Source organism: Tunicatimonas pelagia, from assembly GCF_030506325.1.
GTDB lineage: Bacteria > Bacteroidota > Bacteroidia > Cytophagales > Cyclobacteriaceae > Tunicatimonas > Tunicatimonas pelagia.
Map to the genome: position 1 here is coordinate 2,024,398 of NZ_CP120683.1, position 25,955 is coordinate 2,050,352.

Below are 25,955 nucleotides of genomic sequence, written 5' to 3' on the forward strand. Positions count from 1 at the left end.
CAACCATGAAAAGCAGCCTGTGTCTGTTTGTACTCAGTTTAGCGCTTTTTCTCAAAGCCAGCCTATCAGTCGCCCAAGCAGTCCCAGTGAACCCAAAGGCAAGTAAAGAAGCAAAGCAGTTACTTTCCCTCCTCTACAAAACCCGGGGCGAACGCATCCTGTCTGGTCAGCATAACTACCCGCATGAGCTTTCTGTGTATTCCGACAGCGTGGTGACCATCACTGGGAAACGACCCGCCCTATGGGGCAGCGACTTTAGCTATAAGCCCGAAGCGGTTCCCCATCGACAGAAAATCATTGATGAAGTCATTCGGATGCATGAGCAAGGGCACATTATCACACTCATGTACCACCAGGTGCGCCCTCAGGACAGCGAACCGAATGGCTGGAAAGAAAGCATTCAAAACGAAGTAACCAAAGAAGAGTGGATCGACTTACTCACTTCGGGTACCAAGATACACCAACAGTGGCTAGAAAAAATAGATACGGTAGCTTACTTTTTAAAGCAGCTCCAAGACCGTCAAATTCCAGTACTGTGGCGACCCTATCACGAGATGAACGGGGAATGGTTTTGGTGGGGCGGTAAAGAAAGTTTTGCCAAACTATGGGTCATGCTGTACGATCGTTACGTACACCACCACCAGCTCAACAACCTACTGTGGGTATGGAACGCCAACGCCCCCACCGATAGCACAATGGCCTACGCGGATTATTTTCCGGGGTCAAGCTACGTAGATGTGCTAGCTGCCGACGTGTATCACAACGACTATCGGCAGAGCCACCACGACGAGCTACTGGAGCTCGCAGAAGGAAAGCCGATTGCGCTGGGCGAATGCGGAACCGCCCCTACTCCGGCCATTCTAAGCCAACAACCGCAGTGGGCCTGGTTTATGATCTGGACGCACTTCTTATGGACCCATAACCGCCCAGAAGATATTATCAAGTTGTACGACGACCCGCGCGTAATGACCTTGAATGAAGTTGGCTCACTAAACGTACCAAACCGATGAAGCGCAGAACCTTCGTTCGCCGAGCCGGTTCAGCTGCCTTGCTAGCTACGGGCCCGCTCGGCTTGGGTATACGTCCGAGCCTATCAACCAAGTGGGACCGGTACGGTGGGTCGCCCAGGGTGAAGGGGGAAAAGACCGGCTACTTCCACCTAGAGAACATCAACGGAAGGTGGTGGTTAATCTCCCCCGAGGGAAACTCTTTTTTGTCCTTTGGCATCAATCATATTTACCCGGAGCTGATGAAACGGGACGAAAACCGGAATTTCTGGGAGAAGCGTTTGGGAGTTGCCGACCTGGAGGATAAGGTAGAGTTTTATCCTGCTCTAGAGAAAAAGGTGGCTGCCGATATGGAGGCTTTTGGCTTCAATGTATTTGGTTGCCATACACCCACAGAGTACTACACTAACCTACGGTTTCCATACGTAAAACAGATTTTATTTGCGCCTATCTGCCACTTCCGCTCGCTCACCGAAGAAAGTTTTGCCGACGTTTTTTCGCCGGACTTCGCCCGAATGTGCGATACGATGGCCAAAGTAATATGCCACCCTCTTCGCGATGACCCTTACTTAATTGGGTATAAGTTTGCTAACTGTCCGGTATGGCGGGAGGAAGAGTCCCGGGCGAGAGAGGTCGTTATGTACGGTGGGCCTAGAAAGGAAACCCCTACTTGGCCGCGGGTGCTCCGGAACCTGCCCCCTGAAGCTCCGGGCAAGCGGGCCTACGTAGGTTTTATGCAGAAGCGGTACGATAAAAATATTTCTCACTTCAATCAGGTGTACACTACCTCATTTTCCTCTTTTGAAGAACTTCGGAATGCCACCGACTGGCGAAAAGAAGCTGACACTGACAATCAGGCCGAGCTACAGGACCTAGATAGCTTCTTGCTGACAGTTTTGGAGCAATACTACGAGGTGATTTGTGGGGCTATTCGCAAATACGATCGCCAGCATATGATACTTGGGGATAAAATCAATGGTAATACCCAAACCCCGGTAGAGATCGTTCGGCTGACGGCAAAATACAGCGATTTGATCTACTACCAATGGTACGGGCTGTACGATGAGCAAAAACCACGGTTGGATGCTTGGTCAGCCGCTACGCAGGTACCGCTGTACAATGCCGACTCCTGCTACTCCACTCCGTCAGAAAGGATGCCCCACCCCAATGGCCCCCACTGCGCCAGTCAGGAACAGCGGGCGCAGGTTTCGGCCGCCTTTGCCCGACAAGCATTTGCCCGGCCCGATTTTGTGGGTTGGGACCACTGCGGCTGGATGGATAGCTGGAACACGGCACCCAAACAGCAGGATCGGCAGCACAGCGGGTTGCAAGATCCCTTTGGCAACTATCACGAACCTATGCGAAAGGCCTTTCGCCAATTCTCTGACGAAAAATACCGAATTGTGGGTGGTTAACTAAAGAAGTAGAAGCAACACCAAGAAAAAGAAGCCATGAGACTGAGCCAATTTTTGCCCCGCCACTCTAAAATAAAACACCCAACGGCGTTAGTAACCTTGCTCGCCCTACTACTACCAATAGTGACTTGGGCTCAGACGACTAGCGAAGCAACGCCTCCCAATGTCGTGCTTTTTCTGGCGGACGACCTAGGCTACGGCGACATTAGTTTTGAAGGAAATCAGGCGTTAGAAACTCCCGGCATTGACCGTATTGCCCGGGAGGGGCTTCGGTTTACTCGCTTCTACCAAAGTGCTGGGGCGTGTGCCCCCACCCGAGCCTCTTTGCTTACAGGTCGCGACCATTTGACTACCGGGGTGTGGGGAGTACACTGGGGGCGGGACTTTATGCACCGGGATGAACACACGCTGGGTAACTTGTTCCAGCGGGCGGGTTACCGGACGGGAGCCTTTGGCAAGTGGCACAACGGCAAAACTTGGGCTTACTATAGTTGGAACCGGGGCTTCGACGTGGGGGTCCACCCTCGCCTTTACGATTACTACGACGCGCAAGTGCTGTTCAACAACAAGATCGTGCGCGTAGCTGGCCCCGTACCGAACGTGCTGGGTGACCAGGCAACCAAGTTTATCCGGAAAAACCAAGACCGTCCGTTCTTTTGCTATCTTCCATTTCTCTCGATACACGGTTCGCACAACTGCCCTGATGACCTGTTTCAGAAATTCAAAGCCCAAGGCTTTAGTGACCATGTGGCAAGGGTGCTGGGTATGACTGAGCAAATGGACAAAAATGTGCAGCGCGTATTAGAAACGCTGGACGAGCTTCGCTTGGCCGACAACACTATCGTAATTTTTATGGTGGATGATGGCCCCTCCGGTGCCCCCGACCATCAGCTAAAGCGCCGTATGAACGCCGAAGAATCTGCGGAAAGGGCTGCCCTATGGGGGTACCACCTCAAAGGCACCAAAGCTACCATCTGGGAAGGGGGTGTAAAGTCGCCTTGCTACGTACGCTGGCCCCGAAAAATAAAGGCCGGACGACAGGTTGACACGATTGCGGGAGTGCTGGACATCTACCCCACCCTGGCGGACATGTGTGATATTGCCTTCCCGCCCGATCAAAAAACATTAGACGGAAAAAGTTTGTACCCGCTGATTAAAGGCGAAGACACCTCCGAACTACTGGCTAACCGTACCTACTTTGACAATACCAATCTGTATCTGATTGAAGAAGATCAGTTTGACAGAAGTGCCCCCCGGTTACGTGATATTTCGGTGCAGCATCAGGCGTACAAACTCGTACGAAAAGACAACTACCTAAACGGACGAGATACGGTGACCTATTTCCTGCATAACGTGATCGACGATCCGCAGGAGACCGAAAATCTAGCTACAGCCCAGCCTGAACTGACAGACAGCTTAAAACGCTCAGTTAATCGGTGGTACCAAAACATAACAGCTTCAGGGCGGACGTTTCAACCTGCTGTGTATTGGGTGGGGCACTGGGAAGAGCGAAGCAGCCCTATTAACGCAGATGGTGTTAGCCAAGTGTACGGCGACCTGGAAAGAACCGGACCTGGCAAGTTCTATTTTACCAACTGGGCTTCGCCGGGCGATGGCCTGAGCTATCAACTGCACGTAGCCGATAGCGGAGACTACCAAGTTGAGCTGCTGATTTCGCCGTCAGATAGCAGCTCCCAGGCTACTATGAAGGTATTCACCGAATACGATACCATTGTGGGGTCGGTAGATAAAAAACCTGCTACCTCGCTGTTCAACCAAGCGCTCACCTTGCCTTCGGGCAAACAAGTACTCACGATCTTATTAGAAGACACTCTCTCGCCAAGCAGCGGGCTCACTCAACTGAAAGGAATTGTGTTGCACCGAGTGGCTCAGGAAAGCGATCAGGTATTGGTAAATGCAGGTATAACACTCTCAATTGGTGATTCTCTAATCGCTAAAAGTACGCTCGCTCAAGAAACGGTTGATTTCCTCTTTCGCTTAGGTCGCCCGGTATACCCGTTGGTTCAACATGAGAACTTTACCATTACTCCCTTTGCCGACAATCCGGAGGTGATCCACTCTGTAAAATACTTCATTGATTTTGAATTAGTAAAGGTAACAAGCTCGCCCGACCATCGCTTTCGACATTCATTCAAGGATAAGGGACAATACACAATCAACGCCGAATTTAGCGACACCAAAGGAGTGAAAAATTCCTCACGGATATTGGTAGAGGTGATATGATTAATGGATAAGTACTTAACAGAATACTATACAATAAGATAGTCTTCAACTAATACTTTCAACTAAAAAATCTACTTATGAGAAATGTAAATTATCTATTAGTCACATTAGCCCGCCTGCGTGGTGTGGCATTCACACCACGCAGGCGGGCACAATAGTTATTACCCCAAACGATAATCTCAACAATGCTATCAATAATGCTTCGCCGGGGGATGTGTTGCTAGTACAACCCGGCAAGTATGATCGAATCGACATCAGCAATGTAAACGGTACGGCCAGCAACCCAATTGTTATCAAATCATCCGATCCTGGACAGCTTGTACGCATCGATGGCAACGGCCAGGGTAAAATTGGTACCATCAAAAACTGCCGATATCTTGTATTCGAGCGAATTCAATTTAGAGATGGTGACTTGGGTGTTGAAGTGTTTGGTAGCGACCATCTTATTTTTAAAGAATGTCAGATCATCAACACAGGAGGCTTCGGGCTCAAAATGCGTAATCGGAGTAACTCCTCAGTGACTGACCGTGAAGACCAGTCACACCACATTGATTGGTTAGGTGGCAAAGTATCGGAAACCGGTCAAAATAACGGTGGGAAGTTTGGTGAGGGAATCTATGTTGCCCAAGCCCAGCAGGCACAAGACCCTACCCATAATATTTGGATAGAAGGAGCCGAAATATCCAATACCAACGGAGGAGAGGCGGTCAATATTAAGGCAGAAGCCTATCGGGTGATGATTAAAAATTGCACCATTAAAAATGTAGAAATCTACGCAGTAGGTGGCGGTCAAACTAACGACTGCGCTATCGGTGTGGAAGCAGGTAATAGTGGTGTCCATAACGCGGAGGTCGATAGCGAAGTATGGGTGGTAGGAAGTACTATTGATGGAGTACGTAGCATTACCGGACAACCTTCGCGAGCGGGAGGTATCTTGGTCTACAATAATCCTGGGGTTAGAATCAAAAATAATATTATCAAAAATGTGCAAGGGCGGGGTATTGAAGGATTTGGTAACGATCGAGATTACACCAACTATCGCTTTAATAATACCTTCATCAACACTGGTTTAGGAAATGTTAGTAACTCAAATCAGATGATTTTGCTCAATCAAGACCCCGGTAATCCTTCTTTTGGTCCCCAAACCTGGTACGATGATGTTGACTCCGATCCGAACCCGGGGCCCACTTGCGGCCCAGTAATTAATTGGCAGAACAATAGCTTGGCTACCCAAGATGGCAACTTCACCGCCACCTGGAACATGACCCCCAACGGCAACAATATGGACGGTGCCCTCGGACTCTCCGATGGTGCCGCTTCCGCCTGGTCCGATCTGGCTATCACCATCCGGTTCAATGCTAACGGACAACTTGATGCCCGCAATGGCGCAGCCTACGCAGCCGATGCTTCAGTCAACTACCAGGCCGGTACTACCTACGCTATCCGTACCGAAGTAGACCTGGCCAGCCACACCTACGATGTGTTCGTTACCCCCGACGGAGGTGGTGAAATACCGCTAGCCACCAACTTCGCTTTCCGCACTGAACAACAGAATATTCCCCAGCTCACTCACAGAGTTATCAACACCGTTAGCTGCGATCTTACCATAGCCAACTTCGCCGTCAGTAGCAATGGAGGAGGACCCGACCCTAATCCTAGCGACCTGAGTGGTACTTACTTCTTAGAGAACCGCGATGCGGGTAGACGGATGCAGAGCCCGAGTGGAGCGGGGGGCGATATGTTCTTAGGATCTGCTACGGGTAGCGGCGATGCTTATCGGTTTACATTAGTGGCCGTAGCTGGGGAAGAAGATACCTACTTCATTGAAAGTGTGCTTACTGGCTTCCGACTTAGCCCTGATGGGGGCAGCAGTCAGGCAGGCAAGGTGATAGAAGCCTATTCCGGTGGGGGCAATAGGGTCAAATGGAAGGTCTTCGCTGCCGAAGCAGACTACTTCTTCCTGGAAAGCAAACTCTCTTCGGGTAGCAACTTACTCAAGATGCGCAACGATAACTGTGCCGATGGACAAAACACCAAGGTAGAGACCCACGTGGGCACTGGCAATTGCACCCAGTGGAAGCTTATTCCTACCACCAACGCCAGAATAGCTAGTGGCAAAAGCAATAAGATAGTAGAGAAAGGTGAGCTGAGTAATCTAGCCGGAGTACGGTTGTATCCCAATCCGGCGCATGAGGCATTGCACTTACAACTTGACGGCGAGTACTCCTATTCCATTTACGATCTACACAGCCAACAACTCCTACAGTCTGGTAAGGGTCAAAACCGGACAGCTATCAATGTTAGCAATTTTCAGCCAGGGCTTTATATATTAAACATTGTGATAGGTTCTAAAGAGTTGATCAAAAGAAAGTTAATGGTAAAATAATAAACATCAATCATTCTGACCGTTTACTATAAGGCTTACTATTTGCCAGACCAGGCTTCTGGATTAAAGTAGTTAGCGGGTGAGAGTAAGCAGTAGTCCTTTGGCTATAGTTATTCCAGCTAACTGCCTACTGCGGGGCAACCACCCGCTTTCTGCCTGCTACCGAAAAACTACTGCAAAAAATCAGAATAAACTCTAATAGAAAAGTCGAGACCCTTACTATCTAGAAAACTGATGCAGTGAAAGATATGTCAGGTATCTCTTCACTAAGGTTAAAATAACTGAACCTTTTTTTTATAAAAGTTTAGAAAAAGTTAAATAGCTAGCAACCTAATAGTTTTACATTCGTAAATGATAGCAATGCTACTAATTTGGTTGCTATGAACCGATATATATCTGTATTTTTTGCGCTAGTTGGATTGATTTTTTTCTCTTGTGATGATGATGACAGTACCTTAGATGAGGTACGCTTTGAGCGAACCTGAACTTTCTACCTTTAACTTTTCCTCGAACTATCCTTATTGGTCTGTAGAGGTCTCTCGGATAACTTTTTTCTATGTTCTACTTTAATTCTAACTTTTATCAATCATGAAGCACTTAATATCAAAATTAACGCTTATACTTAGCCTTATCTTTTTAGGAATCACCACCACAAGCTACGCCCAAGATGACTCCCGTACTTTATTCAACAATCCGGGCTCGCTATCGGAGCTGGGTTTTTATATAAATCCTACTTATCAAATTGGCAACTTAGATGAAGCTACCGCTCACATTTTTGGGGTACGCGGTGGGGTGATGTTAAGCCCGAACCTCACTGTAGGAGGTGGCTACCACTGGACAGTAAACAACATTGATCCGGTTAGTGAACCCATGAATAACCTTTACTTAGACATGCGACTGGGCGGGGCGTTTGTGGAATACACTGTTTGGTCGAACAACACCTTTCACTTAACTTTTCCTCTGATGGTGGGTATGGGCGAGGTAGAAATGGATCGGGAAACCAGCAACGATACGGACACTAATCCGTTTGGTGAGCAAAACTTCTTCTTTGTAGAACCTTCGGCGCAATTGGAAGTAAACCTTATGCAGAATGTTAGGTTGCACACCGGTGTAGCCTATCGGGTTGTAGGTAATATGGATTATCGGGCATTGGATCAGTCCAACATTGATGGGCTAACAGGGGTCGTTGGACTAAAGGTAGGGTTGTTCCGTTAAGATTTTTTTAGTGAGGGGGGCCGGGGCCAGGATTTCTGTCCGGTTCCTCACTTTCATTTACAATATTTAGATATACACCTTTACAGTTTACTCAAAAGATGGAGCGCTCGCTCCGAAGATTATCACCACTGGTAGTATAGTTACCACACTACAAGGCACTGAAGTGGAAATAGAATAACCTCAATCCCAACCGCGGTATTGAGGTTTTTTTTTACGGTGTGTCCAACTGAAGTTCTTACCTTTAGCTTCCCGATGATTTTATGTGGTTGTGGAAGCAGACACCCTAACGGGTATAGAAGATGTCCGACGCTTGGGCAACCCAGTGCTTTTCTGGGCAATCGCTTCTGAAACGTCGGACATCTTGTCCGCTATAACCACTTGGATTCACGTAGAACCACCTCTATTAAGACTATACCAATAATCATTTCGCGTTGCTCTCAGGGGCACTTTACTAATACTAATTCTATGATTTATCAAAAATATTTGAATATTAAGTTCTATTTTTCTAAAATTGATAATGGGCAATCCTACTCACAAATGTACTGCCAGCTCCCTCGCCAAAGAACATGATCCTTTTGGAAAGCATACTGCTAACAAGCCTTGGTCTGAATACCAAAATTGCGAAGTAATTAGCGACCTGCAAAGGGGTGATCACGCTATGTTTACTAGAGTTACTCGTGAGTATAATGAAGATTTGAAACGCTTTGCCCAGCGGGAGTTAAAAAGCGAAGCCTTAGCTGAAGACGCTGTGCAGGAAGTATTTAGTAAGCTTTGGCAAAAACGTAGTCAACTAGACCCTTCCCGATCATTACGAGGTTTTTTATTCACCTGTTTGAAGAATTACATCCTTAATGCCGTACGTACTCGCCAAAACGATATACTGAAACATTATCATTTCTCACTTGTGCAATCGGCTAGCTGTCATGATACCGAACATGCCGTAACCACTCGTGAAATAGAGTACCGGATAAGTCGGTGGATGAGCGGTTTATCTGTGCTGAAACAGCGTATTGTGCAACTTGGGTTGTACGGTGGACATTCCAATGCACAAATTGCCCAAGAGCTGGGAGTTTCGGTTACTACCGTAAAAATCTACCTGAGTCAAACCTCCCGTCAGCTACGTCACTTAATTCAGTCTTCTAAACTCAAAGTGTGGTGGATACTTATTGCCAGCTATTTTATACAATAAACGAGGTAAGTAGTTACCCCTTCTACCAGGAATATTACCTACTAGAAATAGTGGCGTACTGATAATTAACGTTACTAATGCGATTGGTCGGAGTCAGTCTTCGTTACTGGATGCTGACCTAATAGTGCTCGGTGCTCAGCAACTACCGCTTCCATTTCTGGTTGCAGGATAACGTTTACATTCTCCGCCGGATCATTTTGCCAGCCTATGGGCAAGAGAATAATTGGAACCAGCGTTTTCATTTTTACAGCTTTCAGTTTGCTTAAAAAGAGAACGGCTGAGTATACGCCGAAAATCAGGAGATTTACAGTACGAAGCAACCGAACTCCCTGATAGTTTATCAACTTTTCAATACCTTCGTCAAATTCGTATACCTCGTTACCATCAATTATGTCTACCTCTCGTCGTCAATTTCTGAAAGCAGCTTCAGCCATTACTGCTGGAAGCAGCTTGCCTTTCACTGGTTATTATTCTTCTTCTCTGGCTAACCCTCTAGACGATATCTTAGCTCAACCCGTACTTAAGCGCGAACTGTTCCCCAATCCGGTAATCATTGATCGGCTCGAGTTGCTGCGCTACGAAAATAGTTTTCTGTGCCGGGTTACTTCTACCGACGGAGCCGAAGGTATATCGGTAGGACATAACCGCAAGCTCCAAGTGCTACACCCCATTTTCACTGAGCTACTACAACCCTTCTTTCTGGGTAAAGATGCCCGCAACTGGGAGCAACTGCTGGAGGAAGTGTATGTGTATAAGAGCAACTACAAGATGCAAAACTTGGCTCTGTGGGTGCCGTTGGCAACTATTGAGTTTGCCGTACTCGATTTGCTAGGACAAATTGCCCAACAGCCCATTGGGGCACTCATCGGTGATATTCACCACCCTGAAATTTCAGTCTACCAAGCGAATAACTTCCGAGGTAAATCTGCTGAAGAGTCCATTGATCTGATTAAGCAGCAGGTGTACGAAACCGAAGCCCAGGCTATGAAATTTAAAATGGGCGGCCGGATGAGCAAGAATAAAGACTACCCGGCCGGACGTAGTGAACAGCTCATTCCGCTGGTACGCAAAACCTTTGGTGACGATATGGTGATCTACGCTGACTCTAACGGTAGCTACAATGTGGCCGAAGCCATCCGCATCGGTAAAATTATGGAAGAATATAAGCTTGACATGTACGAAGAGCCAGTACCTTTTGATTGGTATCCTGAGACAAAACAAGTAACTGAGGCGATGGGCATTCCGGTATCAGGTGGCGAACAGGAACCTAGTATGCGGAATTTTCACTGGCTTATTCGGGAGGATGGGTTAGACATTGTGCAACCCGATATTTTTTATTTTGGTGGCATGGTGCGTGCTATGAAAGTAGCCCGGATGGCCGCCAGCCGAAGTAAAACCTGCGTGCCCCACATTTCAGGTACCGGGTTAGGCTATCTCTACATGATGCACTTTGTATCAGCCGTACCCAATGCCGGACCGTACCATGAGTTCAAGGGTTTTAACAAGAAAATTCCATTGGAATGCCCCACCTCCGACTTAAAAAGCAAAAACGGTGTGGTAAAAGTACCGACCGGTCCCGGGGCGGGCATTGTTCTCGACCCTGATTTTGTGGCTAAACATAAGGTAGTAGGATGATGAGGCAGATACTAAACTACTGCGTAAGTTACTACACCAGGCCAAACTGTAAGATTGTGTAAGTACGTGTAGTAAAAACACTTAAAATAAGAATTAGGATGAGGATAGCTACCTGACAGACAATGGCAGAAAGCGCGTACGAGCCTATTAGGCACTATTCCTTCTTAGCCTATTTTATAATCTTTATTTAGTCACGTAAGTATGCTATAATCGCTTTATTCATCTCAAATTAACAAGTAGATTATTATTATTGCATATCAAAATATTACAAACTCTGAATTTTTGGTTATGCAAATTTTACAAAAACAGCTTTCAGTCGTATGGCTACTTGTGTTGGCTGTCGCAATGCTTTCCTGTAGTAAAGACGATGAAGTGAAGTACACGCAAGCCGATGTTCTCGGAGAATGGAACATCACTTCGGCTACTCCTGATATAAAAGTAACTGACTTAGAGAAAGTTAATACTGATAGTCTTCTTCAGCATGGAAACATTTTGTTAGAGGGTTATACTTTTTCCTTTGAAGAGGAGAGTGAGATGACGATGGGTGTCATCCTTTTTTCATTGGAAGGAACTTGGAGACTCTCAGGTGAAAGGCTTTACCTATCTTGGGAAGGTGATGAAGATGAAACGGAGACAGAATACGTCATTCAGTCTATAGATCAAGAAACAGCGGTGCTATTGCAGCCTATGACATCGGAAGGAATTTCGTTTAACTACGTCTATAAACTGGAAAAGCAGTAGTTATTACTTGCGTATAATCTGATGGACATGATACTAATTAAAAGGACTTTTACGCTATTGACGCTTGTTATCTTCGGAGCATACGGATCACTGCTGGCCCAGTCCAATACCGAAGGTTTGTTTCTGAACATCGGGATAGCCAGCAGCAGCCACAGCTCGGATCTTCGGGTAGAAAATACCAATCTGGATGTGTTTGATGGGGATAGAGGAGCAGGACTGAATTTGAAAGCAGGCTATGGATTTTCGCCGTTGTTTACTCTGTATGTGGGCTACCATATTGCGGGTATGGAACGTGACGGTACTGACATTCCGTTCTGGAACGGTGACGACGAATACGCACTGAGCCTGTTTGAATTAGGTGGGCGGTTTACGTTTTTGGATAACAACAGTAGTTTTCGGCCCTACGCCGATGTAGCTCTATCCAGCGTAGTGGCTGTGTTTGATGATGATCCGGAAACCAGTGCTAAAGGTGGAGCTATCTCACTAGGGGGAGGTGCCCAGTACTTCATTAACGAAATATTTGCGGTAGACGCGAACTTAATGCTAAGCCCCGGTGCTTTTAACGACGTAGTTTTCTTTGACAACGATGCTGGGGTAGATGACGATAAAGGCTTTTTTATTACCCGATTATCCTTAGGGCTGAACGTGTATCCTTTTCAGTAGTTAGTAGCCCATCGTCGTAGAAGGTGTGACAAACCAACGGACTGAATACGTTCGTTGGTTTTATTTATTATAAGGGTTTCTAAACAATATTACCATAGATGACTAACATTGGGCGAAGAACCTTCCTAGCTTCAGCTATTAGTAGTCTACTACTTGGTACAGCTATCCGGGCAAATCCTGTAGGGATAAAAAAGAGCATGGAGGAACCTTCTTTCTCCCGGCTGGAAAAGCGAAAAGGTCGCTGGTGGCTGATACAGCCCGATAATTCGCTCTTTTTTTCGCTGGGGCTGAACCACGTAGACCCTGCCAGCTTACGCTACCCTGAAAACATTCATATCTGGGAAGACAAGTACGGCAACTCTATGGAGCGATGGCTGAAAGAATCAGTGCAGCCACGCCTACTGGATTGGGGCTTCAATTGCTTGGGCTGGAGCCGGGAAGTGATAACCCGGGGACTGACCCACCACCGGCACTCCCGCCACTTTACCTACGAAGAATACCAATGGCTAGACATGCCCTACTGCCATCAGTTACCCTTTGCTGAGTTTCATCAGTGGGAAGCCGAAACTCGCCACCCCGATTTCTTCTCCCCAGTATTTGCCGAGTGGTGTGATTTTGTGGCTCGGGAGCACTGTGTGCCCCTGGCAAACGATTCCCAGCTGATTGGCTATTTTTACATCGACTGTCCTACTTGGGTACACACCCGCCCGGAAAACGAGTGGAAGGGACCGCTGTTTGATCCTGAACGGCTTAAAACCACGACCGGACGAAAAGAGCTAAAGAAGATGGCCACTCAGTGGTACCGGGTCACCCACGAGGCTATTCGGCGCTACGATCCCCATCACCTCATTTTAGGCGACCGCTACGAAGCCAATGAGCCCTTACCAATGGAGGTAGTAGAAGCTGCCCGTCCCTACGTGGACGTACTTTCCTTTCAAGATTTTCGCGATCCGGTGAACCATTTAAAAGAATGGCATCAGCAAACCGGTATGCCCGTACTATGGGCTGATGGAGCAAAGAAGCTATCTACCGATAACCCGGACATTCACCGTAATGACGGTCGCTGGTATGCCGAGGTGCTCAGCGGGCTTCGGCAGAATCCGGGGTGTGTGGGAGCCCATCTGTGTGGTGCCTACCTTCGCAACAAAATTAGAAAACGTGGACTGATTGACCGTAACAACGTGCCAGATGAAGAAATGATTAGCTTTATTCGGGAGGCAAACCAAGAAGTACAAGCGTGGGTAGCTTCGCACCGCTAACTAGGGCGGTTGACAGTCAACATGAACCAGTATAACCGGCTTTGAGTTAGATCAATGTACTTTACAGCAAACTGACTTTCTTCATGTTACTCAGTCAAAAGCCGTTTCATCTTCAGCATTTAAAAAAAGAACTTGAGCACTTCGGCAAATTGTCAGAGGCCTGTTGGACTGATATTCGGGGTAATCTTAAGGAAAAGACACTGGAGAAAGGTCAGTTTTTCTCACGAAAAGGGCAGTACAACCGTGAGTTTGCTTTCGTTTCTTCTGGAATCGGCAGAATATACATCACCACCAAAAATGGAGATGAGTTCACTAAGTATTTCTTTCAGCAGAATGATTTTTTGATAGCAAGCATTGAACCCCAGATGCCGAGCCAAGTAAACGTTCAAGCACTTACGGAAATTTGCTACACTTATGTTCCATTTTCGACCTTCGATTCGCTGATTAGCAGATATAATGAGTTATCTCAAATTTTAAATAGGCTTCTCCTGGGCTATTTCGGAAAAAAACAGCAGCGAGAGATTAATTTACTTTCCAACAGTGCCACGGAGAACTATAAGCTTTTTCTACAAGAATATCCGGAGTTAGAAACCAAGATTCCTCACTACCACATTGCCAGCCATCTAGGAATCACACCTGTACAATTAAGTAGAATCAGGAAAAATTTAGCTCATTAACATTTGTTAATGCATCTGGCATAGAATCATCCGAGCTTTGTCTCAAACGATTGAATTGATGATTCAAAAAATAAAATTTTCACTTCTTATGGCGACAATTTTGAACAGCTCTCTAGCTTTTTCCCAGAACGTGTATGATAGTTTGCAGCTTGACAGCTCAAATACTGCGATTATTGTAATCGAATTTCAAAAGACCTGGACACAAAAAGGAAACTTTCTGAATCGCCTTATTCGTAAGCCACTCAGAAAAAACAAAATAATCCCTAAGACTAAATCCTTCCTAGACTCAGCCAGACAAAGAGGGTATACCATTATCCATACCCCACTTATACTGGATAAAAACAACAAAGAGGAATATAGGAAGATGCCGTTTATGCCTAAGTTGATGGGTGCTTTCACTGCTAACACCTGGAAAGCTGAGTTTGAAGAAGGCATAAGAAAAGATACTGATATAGTGGCTGTTGGAAGAACAGGGTTTGATGCGTGTGAGGGAAGTAACCTTCAGGAGTTAGTGCAGGGCTATCAGAACTTACTAGTAGCAGGATTTCTGACCGATCAGTGCGTGGAAGCAACGATGAAAACACTGAAAAAAAACGGTCATAACTGCATTATGATCTCTAATGGTACAGCTACCAACTTTAAAAGCGTACAGCGAAAGGTAGAAAAGCGAAACCATTCCATAAAAACAGATGAGTTACTGACTGTTATGAACTAACTATAGGCACTAAACAAGTAACGTATAGCGTACGCCTCTTTACATTAAACGCTATCCGCAAATCAGATACTCTTGTATCACATAGCTGGCAGCACGTAACAAAGGGGCTAACCTACTACTACCCGGCTAATGTACGATAGGGTAACTGAATGTATGCAAGCCATTCGCACTTAGCAAACGCCCCTAAACGGTCAATCATCCTATACTGTCTTAAATTTCTTCAGAAAATCCAGGTCGTAGTCCACTCCAAAACCTGGCTCAGTAGGCACTTGTACCATACCGTTCTTTACCGGGAAGTCAGGCGATAGGTCAGAGTAGCCATCCAACTTCGCCCGATACTCCTGAAAGGGGTCAATATTGGGAGTGATAGCCGCAAAGTGTAGCATACAAGAAGCAATGGCGTTACGTTTAGGCGAGTGTAACGTACAGTCAATTCCCGTGTCGGCAGCCATCTTCGCTACCTGTAGCGTGCGGATCATCCCGCCGTTGTACATAATATCGGGTTGGGCAGTATCAATCGCCCCACTCTTAATCATCCACTCCCATTTGGGTAGACTGCTATCTTGTTCACCGCCCACTACAGGCATAGCCAGTCCTTCGTTTACGGCTTTGGTACCGGCAAAATCTTCCCAGAACACCGGTTCTTCGTAGAACCCAATATTGTAATCTTGCATGAACTTACCCATCTCAATGGCGTTAGGCACATCGTAGGAACCATTAGCATCCATGTAAATCGTAAAAGCATCACCCCAAGTTTCTCGCGACAACCGGATAAGATCTTCTGACCGGCCGGGGTAAGCATCCACGTTTTTGCTCATCCGTCCCCCAATTTTGAGCTTAGCAGCTTTCGCGCCGGTCTCCGCAATTCGTTTGCCAACCCACTCCACTTCTTCTTCAGCAGTAGTAGAACGTAGGGTGCTAGACATATAAATAGGTACCTCGGTACGCACAACTTCACCTAAAAGTTGACTCACTGGCAATTGAGCGGTTTTACCTAGCATATCCAAGGTAGCCAGTTCTACTTGCGCCACACTATTCCACAGGGTCATTCCGGCGTACTTATAATTCCTCCGGAAGTTCATTACCGCCTCCAGCAGAGGCTCAATTTGCGTAGCGTCTTTTCTTTCAAAAAAAGGTTTGATCTGCCGACCAAAAAATGTGAGCATACTAGCCAACTTGCCATTGCCTACGCAAATACCCTGCACCCCATCAGTAGAAGTAACAATAGTGACAAACTCTTTTTTATACTTAAGCAACTCCACTGATTCAATCATCACCGGGCCACCGAGCTTTTTCTTAAGGTCAGGAATAATCGGATCAGCAATAGAAGGGCGAGACAGACCGGGCAGTACGGGAAGAAAAATGGCCCCTGCCGAGGTAAGAGTCGCTTGCTGTAGGAAGCTACGGCGATTGATTCGAGGTGACATACAAAAACAGGTTAGATAAAATACTATTTGTAGCTGTGCTAATAGAAGTTATTGTCGCTAAAAGTAGTAATCAAACCAGTAATTCCCAAAAGGATGAACTGGATAATAGACCAAGTTTAGCTAGAACAGAAAAAAGAATTTCTCAACTTTTTTCATATTTTCTATATACAATCCATCCGTTGCTGTGTAGTATATTATAGAGTATTAAGATAAACTCATGTCAGCACCCGACTATAAGCATTTACAACGTTACTTTCGCGAGCAGGCCACCCTGGAAGAAGCCCAAGAGGTGCTAACGTGGTTGGCTACTGCCGAGGGGCAGCGTTTTTATAGTGCCTACCTCGACGAACGTATCCGCAAAGAAAGCACCGGGGCTAATCTGACTGGTGAGGTAGATATACGAATGGTAATACAAACCATAGAAAGCCAAACCAGGCAGCCGAAGCAACTGTATCCCTACTATACGGTAGCGGCAGCGATTGTACTGCTACTCCTGGCGGGAGCTGTCTTCTGGATAAACCGAACGCCTGAGTGGAGTACACTGAGTACGGTTTACGGAGAAACTCAGTCCGTAGCATTAGCTGACGGCACCCAAGTGATACTCAACGCTAACTCTGTGATGCGCTACCGTACTGAAGACCCGCGTGAGGTATGGCTGGAGGGGGAAGCTTTTTTTCAGGTAAAGCATACCGAAGCAGATGCCCCCTTTCACGTTAATACTTCAGATTTGGTAGTATATGTGCTAGGTACTGAGTTCAATGTAAATACCCGCCGGGCTAAAACCGATGTAGTACTGAACCAGGGTAAAGTAGTGCTGTCACTACCTGCAAACAATGCTGATTCTACGGTAGAGATGCAGCCAGGTGACCGAGTACGCTATTCCAAAGCTAAGCAAACAGTAGAAAAGCAAATAGCAAACCCCCAGGTGTACACGGCCTGGACCCAGGGCACTATGATCCTGAACCATACTCCGCTACGCGAGGTGTTTCAACGGATTGAAGATATTTACGGAGTGCGCGTAGAGGCCTCTGACCCATCTGTGCTTGGGCAAGAACTTAGCGGTCAGGTAGACCAAGACCTGGAACTTATTATTTTACTGATAGAAAAAAGCTTTGATATAACCATCACCCATCGGGCCAACGTGCTTTATTTGAACTAGCCCGGTTCCTGTTTCTTGTCAGTCATACCGTTGCCAATAAAGTAGTCATGCTGGCAACCTGATATAGTATTGTGTAAATTTAAATCTAAACCTATGAAGTCAAAACGTACTCGTTTTCTGTATGTCTTTACCCAAAGGCTAATGTACGGCACTTTCCTCCTCGGGGGAGTACTCAGCAGTGCATCCATCGCCCAAACGCAACAACTGGCATTAAATGCGGTTGCTCAGTCAGTTCCTGAACAGCAAACCTCCCAATTGCACAATGTGCTTGACCAGTTGGGACAAACCTACCAGGTCCGGTTTGTCTACGACAGTAAACTGGTAGATGGCAAAGAAGTGGCTTCCGAACAACTTCAGACTACTTCAGATGCTGAAGCCCTTGAGGTTGCCCTACAAAGAATTTTGCGGTCGCACCGCCTTACTTTTGAGAAGGTACAAGATGGTTACTATGTGATTAAGCAAGGTACCTCCAGGTCTCCTCAAAAGATACCTTCCGAAGAAATAGAAGCTGTAACTGCGCCCCCTACGATAAATAAGCGAGTATTGGATGGAGCTGCTGGCTCCCGAGCGGCACCTCTTGCCCCAGTGGAGCAGACAATCAGTGGTACGGTGACCGACCTTACTGATAATTCTCCGCTACCGGGGGTCAATGTACTTGCTAAAGGCACTTCTGCCGGAACGGTAACTGATGTGGAAGGTAAGTATCGCCTCACCGTAGAAGATGACGTTACCACCTTAGTTTTTACATCAGTAGGTTTCAGTACTGAAGAAATTGAAATTGTGGGTCGGTCCACGATTGATGTAGCGATGGCCCCAAGTATTGAATCGTTACAAGAAGTGGTTGTAGTAGGCTACGGCACCCAAGAACGCCAGGATGTGACCGGAAGTATCACTTCGGTGAGTCCGGAAGAGATTCAAAACGTACCGGTGACAGCAGTAGATGCCTTATTACAAGGTCGGGCGGCTGGGGTGCAAGTGGTGCAAAGCTCCGGCGCACCTGGCAATGCCAACTACGTGCGGATACGCGGTAATAATTCGCTGTTCGGGGAGAACCGCCCCTTGTTTGTGATTGATGGGGTTCCGATGAATGAGGTAGATGATGAAGTGTTGGGAGGGGGAGGACAGCAGGCTACCGGTAACAATGATATTAATCCTAACGACATCGCCTCCATTGAAATACTAAAGGATGCCTCAGCTACCGCTATCTATGGTTCGCGGGCTTCTAACGGGGTAGTGCTGATTACAACCAAGCGCGGAAAATCCGGAAAAGCGAAATTTGAGTTCAATACCTACACCGGCGTGCAAGAGGTATGGCGACAACTCGATGTGCTTAACGCTCAGCAGTACGAAAACTATGTTGTAGAGTCTATTACAAACGAAAACCGGTTTCGCAATCCCAACAATCAGATAGCCATTCCGGACGAAATCAGGGCGAACGGTACAAATACCAACTGGCAGGATGAAATCTTCCGAACGGCTCCTATTTCCAGCTACAATCTATCGATGACGGCCGGAAACGATAAGACCCAGTACTTTACTTCCCTAAGCTACTTCGATCAGCAAGGCACCGTACGAGGACAGGCCTACGACCGATTTACGGGACGGATTAACATTGACCACCAGGCCACGGAGCGAATTAAAATAGGCAGCAGCTTAACGTTAAGTTACTCTAACAACGAACGGGTTTTTGCAGATTTCGACGGGCGCAACCCTATCGGAGCAGCACTCATCGCCCGGCCTAATCTACCCGTAACCGATGAAACCGGAAACTACACCCAAGATCAGCTTACCGACAACCTAAACCCGGTACAGCTTACTCAAGAGATTCCGTTTACCAGCGTTCAAAAAAGGGTGATTGGTAATGTATTTGCTGAGTACCAACCCCTTGAGAACCTTACGCTGAAAACAACCTGGGGAATAGATAATCTGAGCGACCGGCAACTGCGCTACATCCCCAATACGCTACTGGGAGTTGAGTTCGCTGAATCGCGGGCGGCTCAGTACGAAGAACTTGTTTGGTTGATTGAAACTACCGCCGCCTACAACCTCATTCTTAACGAAAATAATGATTTCACTTTTTTAGTAGGAAACACGCTGCAAAGCTCTGACGAGAACTTTCTGCGAGCGGGCGGAAGTCAGGCGGGTAGTAATATTGTGCCTACGGTTAACGCTATTTCCGTGGCCGAACTACCCCGGCAACAAGTATCCACCTGGGGCCTCGTCTCGTATTTTGGGCGAATGAATTATACCCACCGGAATAAGTATTTGGTATCGGCTACCTTACGGGCGGACGGTTCATCTCGCTTTCCGGAAGGAAACAAGTGGGGCGTATTCCCGGCTATATCTGCCGGTTGGCGAATTAGTGAAGAAAACTTCTTGCAAGAGGTCAGTTTCTTGGATGACCTGAAAGTAAGAGCCAGCTACGGGGTGGTTGGAAACCAGGAGCTCGGTAACAATTTTCCCGGGCGAGCCGCCTACGTTACTGGCTCCAACTATACCAGTTCCTTCCCTGGCATTAGGATTGCTAATATTCCTAACCCCGATTTATCTTGGGAATCTACGGCTCAGACTAATATTGGTCTAGATGTGTCCGTATTCCGAGGGCGGGTTAACGTTACGGCTGATGTGTACCGGAAACTGACCAGCGACCTTATTTTCCGCAAAAACATCCCACGAACCGCCGGATTCTTCGGGATAGCTAATTTCTTCAATCTGGGTGAGGTCGAGAACCGGGGACTCGACTTAGCCATCAACACCGTTAATCTTGATGGCGAACTTAAGTGGTCTACCACCTTTAATATCAATTTTAACCGCAACAAAATAGAAAGCTTACCGGGCTTCGATCCCGAAAACCCTACCGCTACGGATTTCTTTATAGAACAGGAAGGCGGTTTCGATACGGATGGCACCCGCACCGTATTTCGGGTAGGCGAACCCATCGGTTCGTTTTACGGCTGGTTTGTGGCGGGGGTTGATCCGGAAACAGGCGGCGTGTTGTACGTAGACACCAACGATGACGGAGGGCTGGGTTTTGACGATAGAACGATCTTCGGCAACGCCCAACCATTGCATACCGGAGGATTCTCTAACGACTTTAGCTACAAGGGATTAGACCTGTCGGTGTTTATGCAGTGGTCTTATGGCAACGATGTGTACAACCAAACCGGGGCGGTGCTGGAGCAGATGTCGGGCTACAACAACCAAGGCACCAATGTTCTGAATCGCTGGCAAAACCCTGGAGATCAGACGGATATTCCTATCGCAGTGTTTAACGATGTAACCGGGCGGTTTACTCCGGGGGCCAACAATACCGAAATATCCGATCGGTTTTTGGAAGATGGTTCCTTCCTTCGAGTAAAGAATATCACCCTGGGGTACAGTCTGCCCAATAGCTTGATAGAACGAATTAACCTAAGCCGCCTGCGGATTTATGGCTCGGTAAGAAATGCTTTTACATTTACCGACTACTCAGGCTTTGACCCCGAATCGCAAAATACGGCAGCGTCTACGTCCATTGGGGTTGACTATCTTACCCAACCGGTTCCCCGAACGTTTATCCTCGGCTTAGACCTACAATTTTAATTCAAAAAATACAACGTTATGAAAACGAAACTATACATTGGACTAATCGTGTCCACTCTTTTCTTGCTAGGAGCCTGCGGCGACCTATTGAACCCGGAGCCGGTAGATAGCATCTTAGCCGATAATTTTTGGCAAACCGCCGAACACGCCGAAGCGGGCATCAGTGCAATCTACGACGGAGTAGCTTTTGACAATATGATGAGAAACCTGATCTCATTTACCGTTATTGCTTCGGATGAAGCCCGAAACGTACCCGGTACCAGTGGTGCGCGGCAGCGGATGGAAGACCACCAGTACACGGCACAGCGGCAGGGTAATACCCGCGACCTCTGGCGAAACACCTATCTGAGGATGCAGTGGGCTAACGATGCGTTAGAAAATATCCCGCAAATCAGCGACTCTAGATTAGATGTTAACAATAAGCGAGAAAATTTGCTGGGGGAAGCACATTTCGTAAGAGCCTATCAATATTTTTATCTTACCCGGCTCTACGGACGCGTGCCGCTGGTGTTGGATGTGACCAAAACAGTAGAAGAGGAAGCCGTGAATGTTACCCGAAATTCCTTACCGGAGGTTTTTGATCAAATTATCAGTGACTTGGAGCAAGCCATTGATCTTCTTCCCGAAGAGCAGGAAACCGAGCAGTTTACCCGGATCAGGGCTACCAAAGGCGCAGCCCGGGCACTACTGGCGAAGGTTTACCTGTGGCGCGGACATAAAGATTTTGGAGGCGGAAACGCAGACTTCGAAGAGGCTGCTAGCTTAGCCGAACAAGTGATCTCTAGTTCGCTATATAGCTTAGTAGACGGGGTGAACTATGCAGATATTTTTACCGTGAATGGGCAGCTTACTTCCGAATCTATCTGGGAAATTAGTTTTGAGAACGATGAAGTAAACGGGAATGCCCTTCATAATGAATTCCAGCCCGGACCCATTGGCCGGGTGAGAAACGTACCTACCCAAAAGCTGTTGGATGCGTTTGACGCCCGGCCCGGTGATCTAAGAAGGGCGATCACAATTAAAGAGGTTGATGTACCGGAAGATAACAACAATGAGCTCTTTTATACCGGCAAACACGAACAAGTAGGGCTCGACGATCCTAATGTCGTAGTTCTGAGATTGGCCGACATTATTTTGGTACGGGCGGAGGCACTAAATGAACTAGGACGTACCACCGAAGCCATCGACCTGTTAAATCAAATTCGGACTCGCGCGGGACTTGCTCCGGTCACCGTTTCCTCCCAAGATGAAGTGCGGAATGCCATTCTCGAAGAGAGGTTGGTAGAACTGGCTTTTGAAGGAAAAAGGTGGTACGATCTGAAGCGTCACGATATTGCGGTACAGGAGGTAGAGTCTCTTTCCGAAGAAAACGGCAACACCCATCAGGTGCTATGGCCCGTTCCGCAAGATGATCGGGACCGAAACCCTAACTTGGATCAGAATCCCGGATACCAGTAAACTTATAGTAATACGTACTTTAAATAAGAAGAACTTATGTCAGAATATATCACCCACATTGCTGTACAGGAAGATACACAACGGTTAGCGTTACACGCCGACGAGATTTGCGAAGCCTTCAAAACCTGTATGCGAGAAAGTCCGGATGCCATGCGCATGGGCAGTGCCAGTCGGGGTAACTCCACCTTTATCATCCAGAATATTCATCACTTCCGGGATTTGTGGAAAGAGCGAAAACCCGAAGATCGCTTGGAAGATCAGTTGGCTTACACACTGGGATGGATCACCCACCGGGCGGCCGACCGCTACTTCAAACCGCGCTACGGCATTTTTGATAAGAACCCCGAGAACCTGCATCCGGTGGATATTCGGATTTACCACGACGTTGTGATGTACGATAAGGTGTACGGAAATGGTAAGAACTCGCCTTTTTCGGCTGGGTTTGCCGAAGAAAACATGCAGTCGCATCCCGCCGCTAACCAAATTAATGTTACGCAAGCCGAAGCTATTTTTGGCCCACTCTATCAGGCTGATTTTCTGGCACTGCAATCGTTCGATGGGGTCAAGAGTGGTAAAGAGTTTATGAACCGTATGGAGTCGCAGTTCGCTACGTTTACTGTAGATTTTAAACGACTGGTCAACCTGGTTAATAATCCGGTTCTGGAGGATATGCAGCAAATGATTATTGCGCCTAATTTCTACAATGATCAGGACCCGATCATCAAAATCGCCCGAAATATTCAGCTAGGTGAGTCGGTAGAAGGAATGAGTATGGCCGAAGCTCTAAATACCGAAGGACAGAGTCAGTACGCCCAAACGCTCAGCAAAGCGTTCAACTGGATTGCCGAAGCCAGTAAGTACTTTGAATATCAGTCGGACAAAGATATGGAAGGCATGTACGATGCGTTTAATATTAACGACGATCAAAAAATAGAGAGATACTAAAGCCGTTCTATCCAGATAGCGCAAAAATCAATACATCAAATGAAAACAATTCAAAAAACAATACCGGAAGATAAATCCCGCCGATCGTTTATCAAACAGTCTGCATTAGCCGGAGCGTTGCTAGCCATCCACCCTTATGATCTTTTAGCAAAACGCGGACAAGTAGCAAGTAGCCACCTCACTGCTGCGCCGGCTCATCGGTATACTCCGGTAGCAATCGTTTGGGATGCGGCTAACCTGATGATCAAAGACGCAGATATTGCCTGGAAAATGAAAGACTCTATTTCCGAACAGTTCAACAAGATGGTAGCCGGTCAGGTACTGGATCGAGGCCTGCCCTACATTTCAGAAATTTTAACGATCATCCAAGGAGGTAGCGGCTGGAGCGAAGAGATTCACCCTCAGGTGGCCCTTGTCGCCGGATGGCTCGTCTACCGCGAAACTGCCAAGGTGATGAACGCGCAGGATACTAGTCCCGACCAAATTCTTAGGCAAGACGTTGCGGTACTGAAGCATACAATCGGAAAAAGTTCGTCGGCCTCACCCAGTGCAGCCGATGTGGAAGATATTCTTAAGCTGTTGTACCACCGGGCTACTTTTCGCACGCATACCCTTACCCCAGATACCGAAAATTGGAACGAGTGGGTAATTAATTACATGGATTGGTACCGGGAGGATCGCCAGCGTATGCAGTCGCTAGCCCGAGCCTGGGTATCCGGTGAAGAAGCCAGTACGGACTTTTTTAACCCAAATGACGAACTTATAAAAATCGCTAGTGATTATTCAGTTAGTCAGATTCGGTTGAACGAATCGTTTGTCGAGGGGAAAGGAAGCAGCGCGTATACTCAAGCCCTGGCTCAGAGTGCGCTAGCCCTTAAATCGCTGGACGAATTCTTCAAAGGAAATATGTCAAAATCAGCGTTCATGCAAAAACACGAAATAGCTTAAGTGAAGTATTCAGCGTTTATGAAAACATTTCTCGGCAGCATCGTAGGTATTGTTCTTTCTTCGGCCCTTTACGCGCAGGATGAACCCTGGCCTTTTGAAGTGCAGGGTGAGCAAACCATCTTACTATTAGGAGACAATAATTTTCAGTACCGCAAGAAGCCAGAGGACGCTTTCCGGCACGTGATGGCAACGCTAAACGAAGCTGATTTCCGGCTGCTCAATCTGGAAGGACCGTTTGCCGGGGGAACTGATGACTCGACCAAAACCGACATCCCCCACAAAAACTGGCGACATTCCAATCCCGATCAGGTGCAAGCTCTCGTGGCGGCTGAGATCGATGCGGTAGGAGTAGCGAACAATGTGACCTATCCTTGGCAGGCCATGATGAAAAGTAAGCAAGTGCTAGATGAGGCCGGTATTCCGTTTGTTGGGGGCGGCAAAAATCTACCGGAGGCTCATAAGCCCATCATCCTGGAAAAAAACGGTCTAAAAGTTGGTTTCATGCAGTACGCTGCTACCGTATTTCCGTATAACCACGCGGCTCGGGAAAATCAGCCCGGTATTGCTGAGATTAAGGTGCATACCGCCTATCAACCGCCTAAGAATCTGGATAAACCCGGTCAGCCTCCGTACGTAATCACTTGGTTGGATGAAGCCTCCCGGGCTTTGATGGTGAGCGATATTGAGAAGCTACGCAAGCAAGCTGACGTAGTGATCGTTTCGTATCATTGGGGGGTTTCGGATACAAAAAAGCCGGTTTCGTATCAAACGGATATAGCGCAGGCCGTTATTGATGCCGGTGCTGATGTAGTCTTCGGGCACGGGCCGCATCGCTACCAGAAAATAGAAATCTACCGTGGTAAACCGATTTTTTACAGTTTAGGGCAAGCGGTCTTCGATGACATAAGGGATAATCGCCATCGGCGTTTCCGTGAAGGTCTACTGGCTCGGTTGGTCTTGGAAAACCGCCAGCTCAAGAGCGTATCATTGGTACCGACTTGGCGGGATGATGATAATTTTTTACGTCTTTACGACCCTAACTACGGTAAAGGGCGCGAATTACTGGGCTATCTTCGATCGGTTAACGAAGGCGGCGCTCCCTTGAAACTAGTAGGAAAAGAAATACAGGTAATCAATAACCCGTGATAGTAAAGGGCTACCTTCTTCTCCTTCGCCGCCATCGGTTTAAAGTAGAACGTAGTATTTTATTTATCCCTTTTGCATTAGACCAAGACCTTCACATTTTGAAGTAGTGAGAAGCAACCCTAACCTTATCCAAAATTCAGGGTA

General features: G+C 47.1%; 20 protein-coding genes. 18 read left to right on the forward strand and 2 right to left on the reverse strand.

Annotation, left to right across the window (positions count from 1 at the left end; all coding sequences use genetic code 11):
* The first annotated feature begins 5 nt into the window (after nucleotides 1-5).
* From P0M28_RS08380 to P0M28_RS08405, 6 genes are all read left to right on the forward strand, one after another.
* Complete coding sequence (locus P0M28_RS08380; RefSeq protein ID WP_302209339.1) at nucleotides 6-1,010, forward strand: glycosyl hydrolase; 1,005 nt, start codon at nucleotides 6-8, stop codon at nucleotides 1,008-1,010.
* A complete protein-coding gene (locus P0M28_RS08385) occupies nucleotides 1,007-2,422 on the forward strand; it encodes a hypothetical protein (protein WP_302209341.1) in 1,416 nt (471 codons plus the stop codon). Before P0M28_RS08380 ends, P0M28_RS08385 begins: the two co-directional genes overlap by 4 nt.
* Nucleotides 2,423-2,458: 36 nt before the next feature.
* Nucleotides 2,459-4,666, forward strand: a complete 2,208-nt coding sequence (locus tag P0M28_RS08390; RefSeq protein ID WP_302209342.1) for a sulfatase-like hydrolase/transferase — start codon at nucleotides 2,459-2,461, stop codon at nucleotides 4,664-4,666.
* 160 nt (nucleotides 4,667-4,826) lie between these two features.
* On the forward strand, nucleotides 4,827-7,052 hold the full coding sequence (locus P0M28_RS08395) for a T9SS type A sorting domain-containing protein (protein WP_302210868.1): 2,226 nt from the start codon (nucleotides 4,827-4,829) through the stop codon (nucleotides 7,050-7,052).
* Between the two features lie 588 nt (nucleotides 7,053-7,640).
* The gene (locus tag P0M28_RS08400) at nucleotides 7,641-8,267 is read left to right on the forward strand and encodes a hypothetical protein (protein WP_302209343.1); all 627 of its coding nucleotides are present in this window, start codon (nucleotides 7,641-7,643) and stop codon (nucleotides 8,265-8,267) included.
* A gap of 517 nt (nucleotides 8,268-8,784) precedes the next feature.
* Nucleotides 8,785-9,456, forward strand: coding sequence for an RNA polymerase sigma factor (locus tag P0M28_RS08405; RefSeq protein WP_302209345.1), 672 nt, complete (start codon nucleotides 8,785-8,787; stop codon nucleotides 9,454-9,456).
* Between the two features lie 74 nt (nucleotides 9,457-9,530).
* On the opposite strand, the gene P0M28_RS08410 is transcribed toward P0M28_RS08405, so the two are convergent.
* Nucleotides 9,531-9,698, reverse strand: a complete 168-nt coding sequence (locus tag P0M28_RS08410) for a hypothetical protein (RefSeq protein WP_302209347.1) — start codon at nucleotides 9,696-9,698, stop codon at nucleotides 9,531-9,533.
* Nucleotides 9,699-9,846: 148 nt separating this feature from the next.
* Between P0M28_RS08410 and P0M28_RS08415 the strand changes: the two genes are divergently transcribed.
* From P0M28_RS08415 to P0M28_RS08440, 6 genes are all read left to right on the forward strand, one after another.
* Nucleotides 9,847-11,091 (forward strand): mandelate racemase/muconate lactonizing enzyme family protein, encoded by a 1,245-nt coding sequence (locus tag P0M28_RS08415; protein ID WP_302209349.1) that lies wholly within the window; start codon nucleotides 9,847-9,849, stop codon nucleotides 11,089-11,091.
* 330 nt (nucleotides 11,092-11,421) lie between these two features.
* Entirely contained in the window at nucleotides 11,422-11,832 is a 411-nt protein-coding gene (locus P0M28_RS08420) for a hypothetical protein (protein WP_302209350.1), read from the forward strand.
* Nucleotides 11,833-11,859: 27 nt separating this feature from the next.
* Nucleotides 11,860-12,495, forward strand: coding sequence for an outer membrane beta-barrel protein (locus P0M28_RS08425; RefSeq protein ID WP_302209351.1), 636 nt, complete (start codon nucleotides 11,860-11,862; stop codon nucleotides 12,493-12,495).
* Between the two features lie 98 nt (nucleotides 12,496-12,593).
* Nucleotides 12,594-13,754 (forward strand): glycoside hydrolase 5 family protein, encoded by a 1,161-nt coding sequence (locus P0M28_RS08430; RefSeq protein ID WP_302209352.1) that lies wholly within the window; start codon nucleotides 12,594-12,596, stop codon nucleotides 13,752-13,754.
* 83 nt (nucleotides 13,755-13,837) lie between these two features.
* The gene (locus P0M28_RS08435; RefSeq protein ID WP_302209353.1) at nucleotides 13,838-14,431 is read left to right on the forward strand and encodes a Crp/Fnr family transcriptional regulator; all 594 of its coding nucleotides are present in this window, start codon (nucleotides 13,838-13,840) and stop codon (nucleotides 14,429-14,431) included.
* A 37-nt stretch (nucleotides 14,432-14,468) separates the two neighbouring features.
* Nucleotides 14,469-15,146: a cysteine hydrolase family protein gene (locus P0M28_RS08440; RefSeq protein ID WP_302209354.1), complete on the forward strand. Its 678-nt coding sequence runs from the start codon at nucleotides 14,469-14,471 to the stop codon at nucleotides 15,144-15,146.
* Nucleotides 15,147-15,346: 200 nt separating this feature from the next.
* Here P0M28_RS08440 and P0M28_RS08445 read toward each other — a convergent pair whose 3' ends face one another.
* Nucleotides 15,347-16,573: a mandelate racemase/muconate lactonizing enzyme family protein gene (locus P0M28_RS08445; RefSeq protein WP_302209355.1), complete on the reverse strand. Its 1,227-nt coding sequence runs from the start codon at nucleotides 16,571-16,573 to the stop codon at nucleotides 15,347-15,349.
* Between the two features lie 217 nt (nucleotides 16,574-16,790).
* Here P0M28_RS08445 and P0M28_RS08450 point away from each other — a divergent pair, with 217 nt between their 5' ends.
* The 6 genes from P0M28_RS08450 (at nucleotide 16,791) to P0M28_RS08475 (ending at nucleotide 25,811) form a co-directional block, all read left to right on the forward strand.
* Nucleotides 16,791-17,732, forward strand: a complete 942-nt coding sequence (locus P0M28_RS08450; protein WP_302209356.1) for a FecR family protein — start codon at nucleotides 16,791-16,793, stop codon at nucleotides 17,730-17,732.
* Nucleotides 17,733-17,825: 93 nt separating this feature from the next.
* On the forward strand, nucleotides 17,826-21,314 hold the full coding sequence (locus P0M28_RS08455) for a SusC/RagA family TonB-linked outer membrane protein (RefSeq protein WP_302209357.1): 3,489 nt from the start codon (nucleotides 17,826-17,828) through the stop codon (nucleotides 21,312-21,314).
* Between the two features lie 18 nt (nucleotides 21,315-21,332).
* Nucleotides 21,333-22,772: a RagB/SusD family nutrient uptake outer membrane protein gene (locus tag P0M28_RS08460; RefSeq protein ID WP_302209358.1), complete on the forward strand. Its 1,440-nt coding sequence runs from the start codon at nucleotides 21,333-21,335 to the stop codon at nucleotides 22,770-22,772.
* A 36-nt stretch (nucleotides 22,773-22,808) separates the two neighbouring features.
* Complete coding sequence (locus tag P0M28_RS08465) at nucleotides 22,809-23,717, forward strand: hypothetical protein (protein ID WP_302209359.1); 909 nt, start codon at nucleotides 22,809-22,811, stop codon at nucleotides 23,715-23,717.
* Nucleotides 23,718-23,756: 39 nt separating this feature from the next.
* Nucleotides 23,757-24,665: a twin-arginine translocation signal domain-containing protein gene (locus P0M28_RS08470; protein WP_302209360.1), complete on the forward strand. Its 909-nt coding sequence runs from the start codon at nucleotides 23,757-23,759 to the stop codon at nucleotides 24,663-24,665.
* An 18-nt stretch (nucleotides 24,666-24,683) separates the two neighbouring features.
* On the forward strand, nucleotides 24,684-25,811 hold the full coding sequence (locus P0M28_RS08475) for a CapA family protein (protein ID WP_302209361.1): 1,128 nt from the start codon (nucleotides 24,684-24,686) through the stop codon (nucleotides 25,809-25,811).
* The last annotated feature ends 144 nt before the right edge of the window (nucleotides 25,812-25,955 follow it).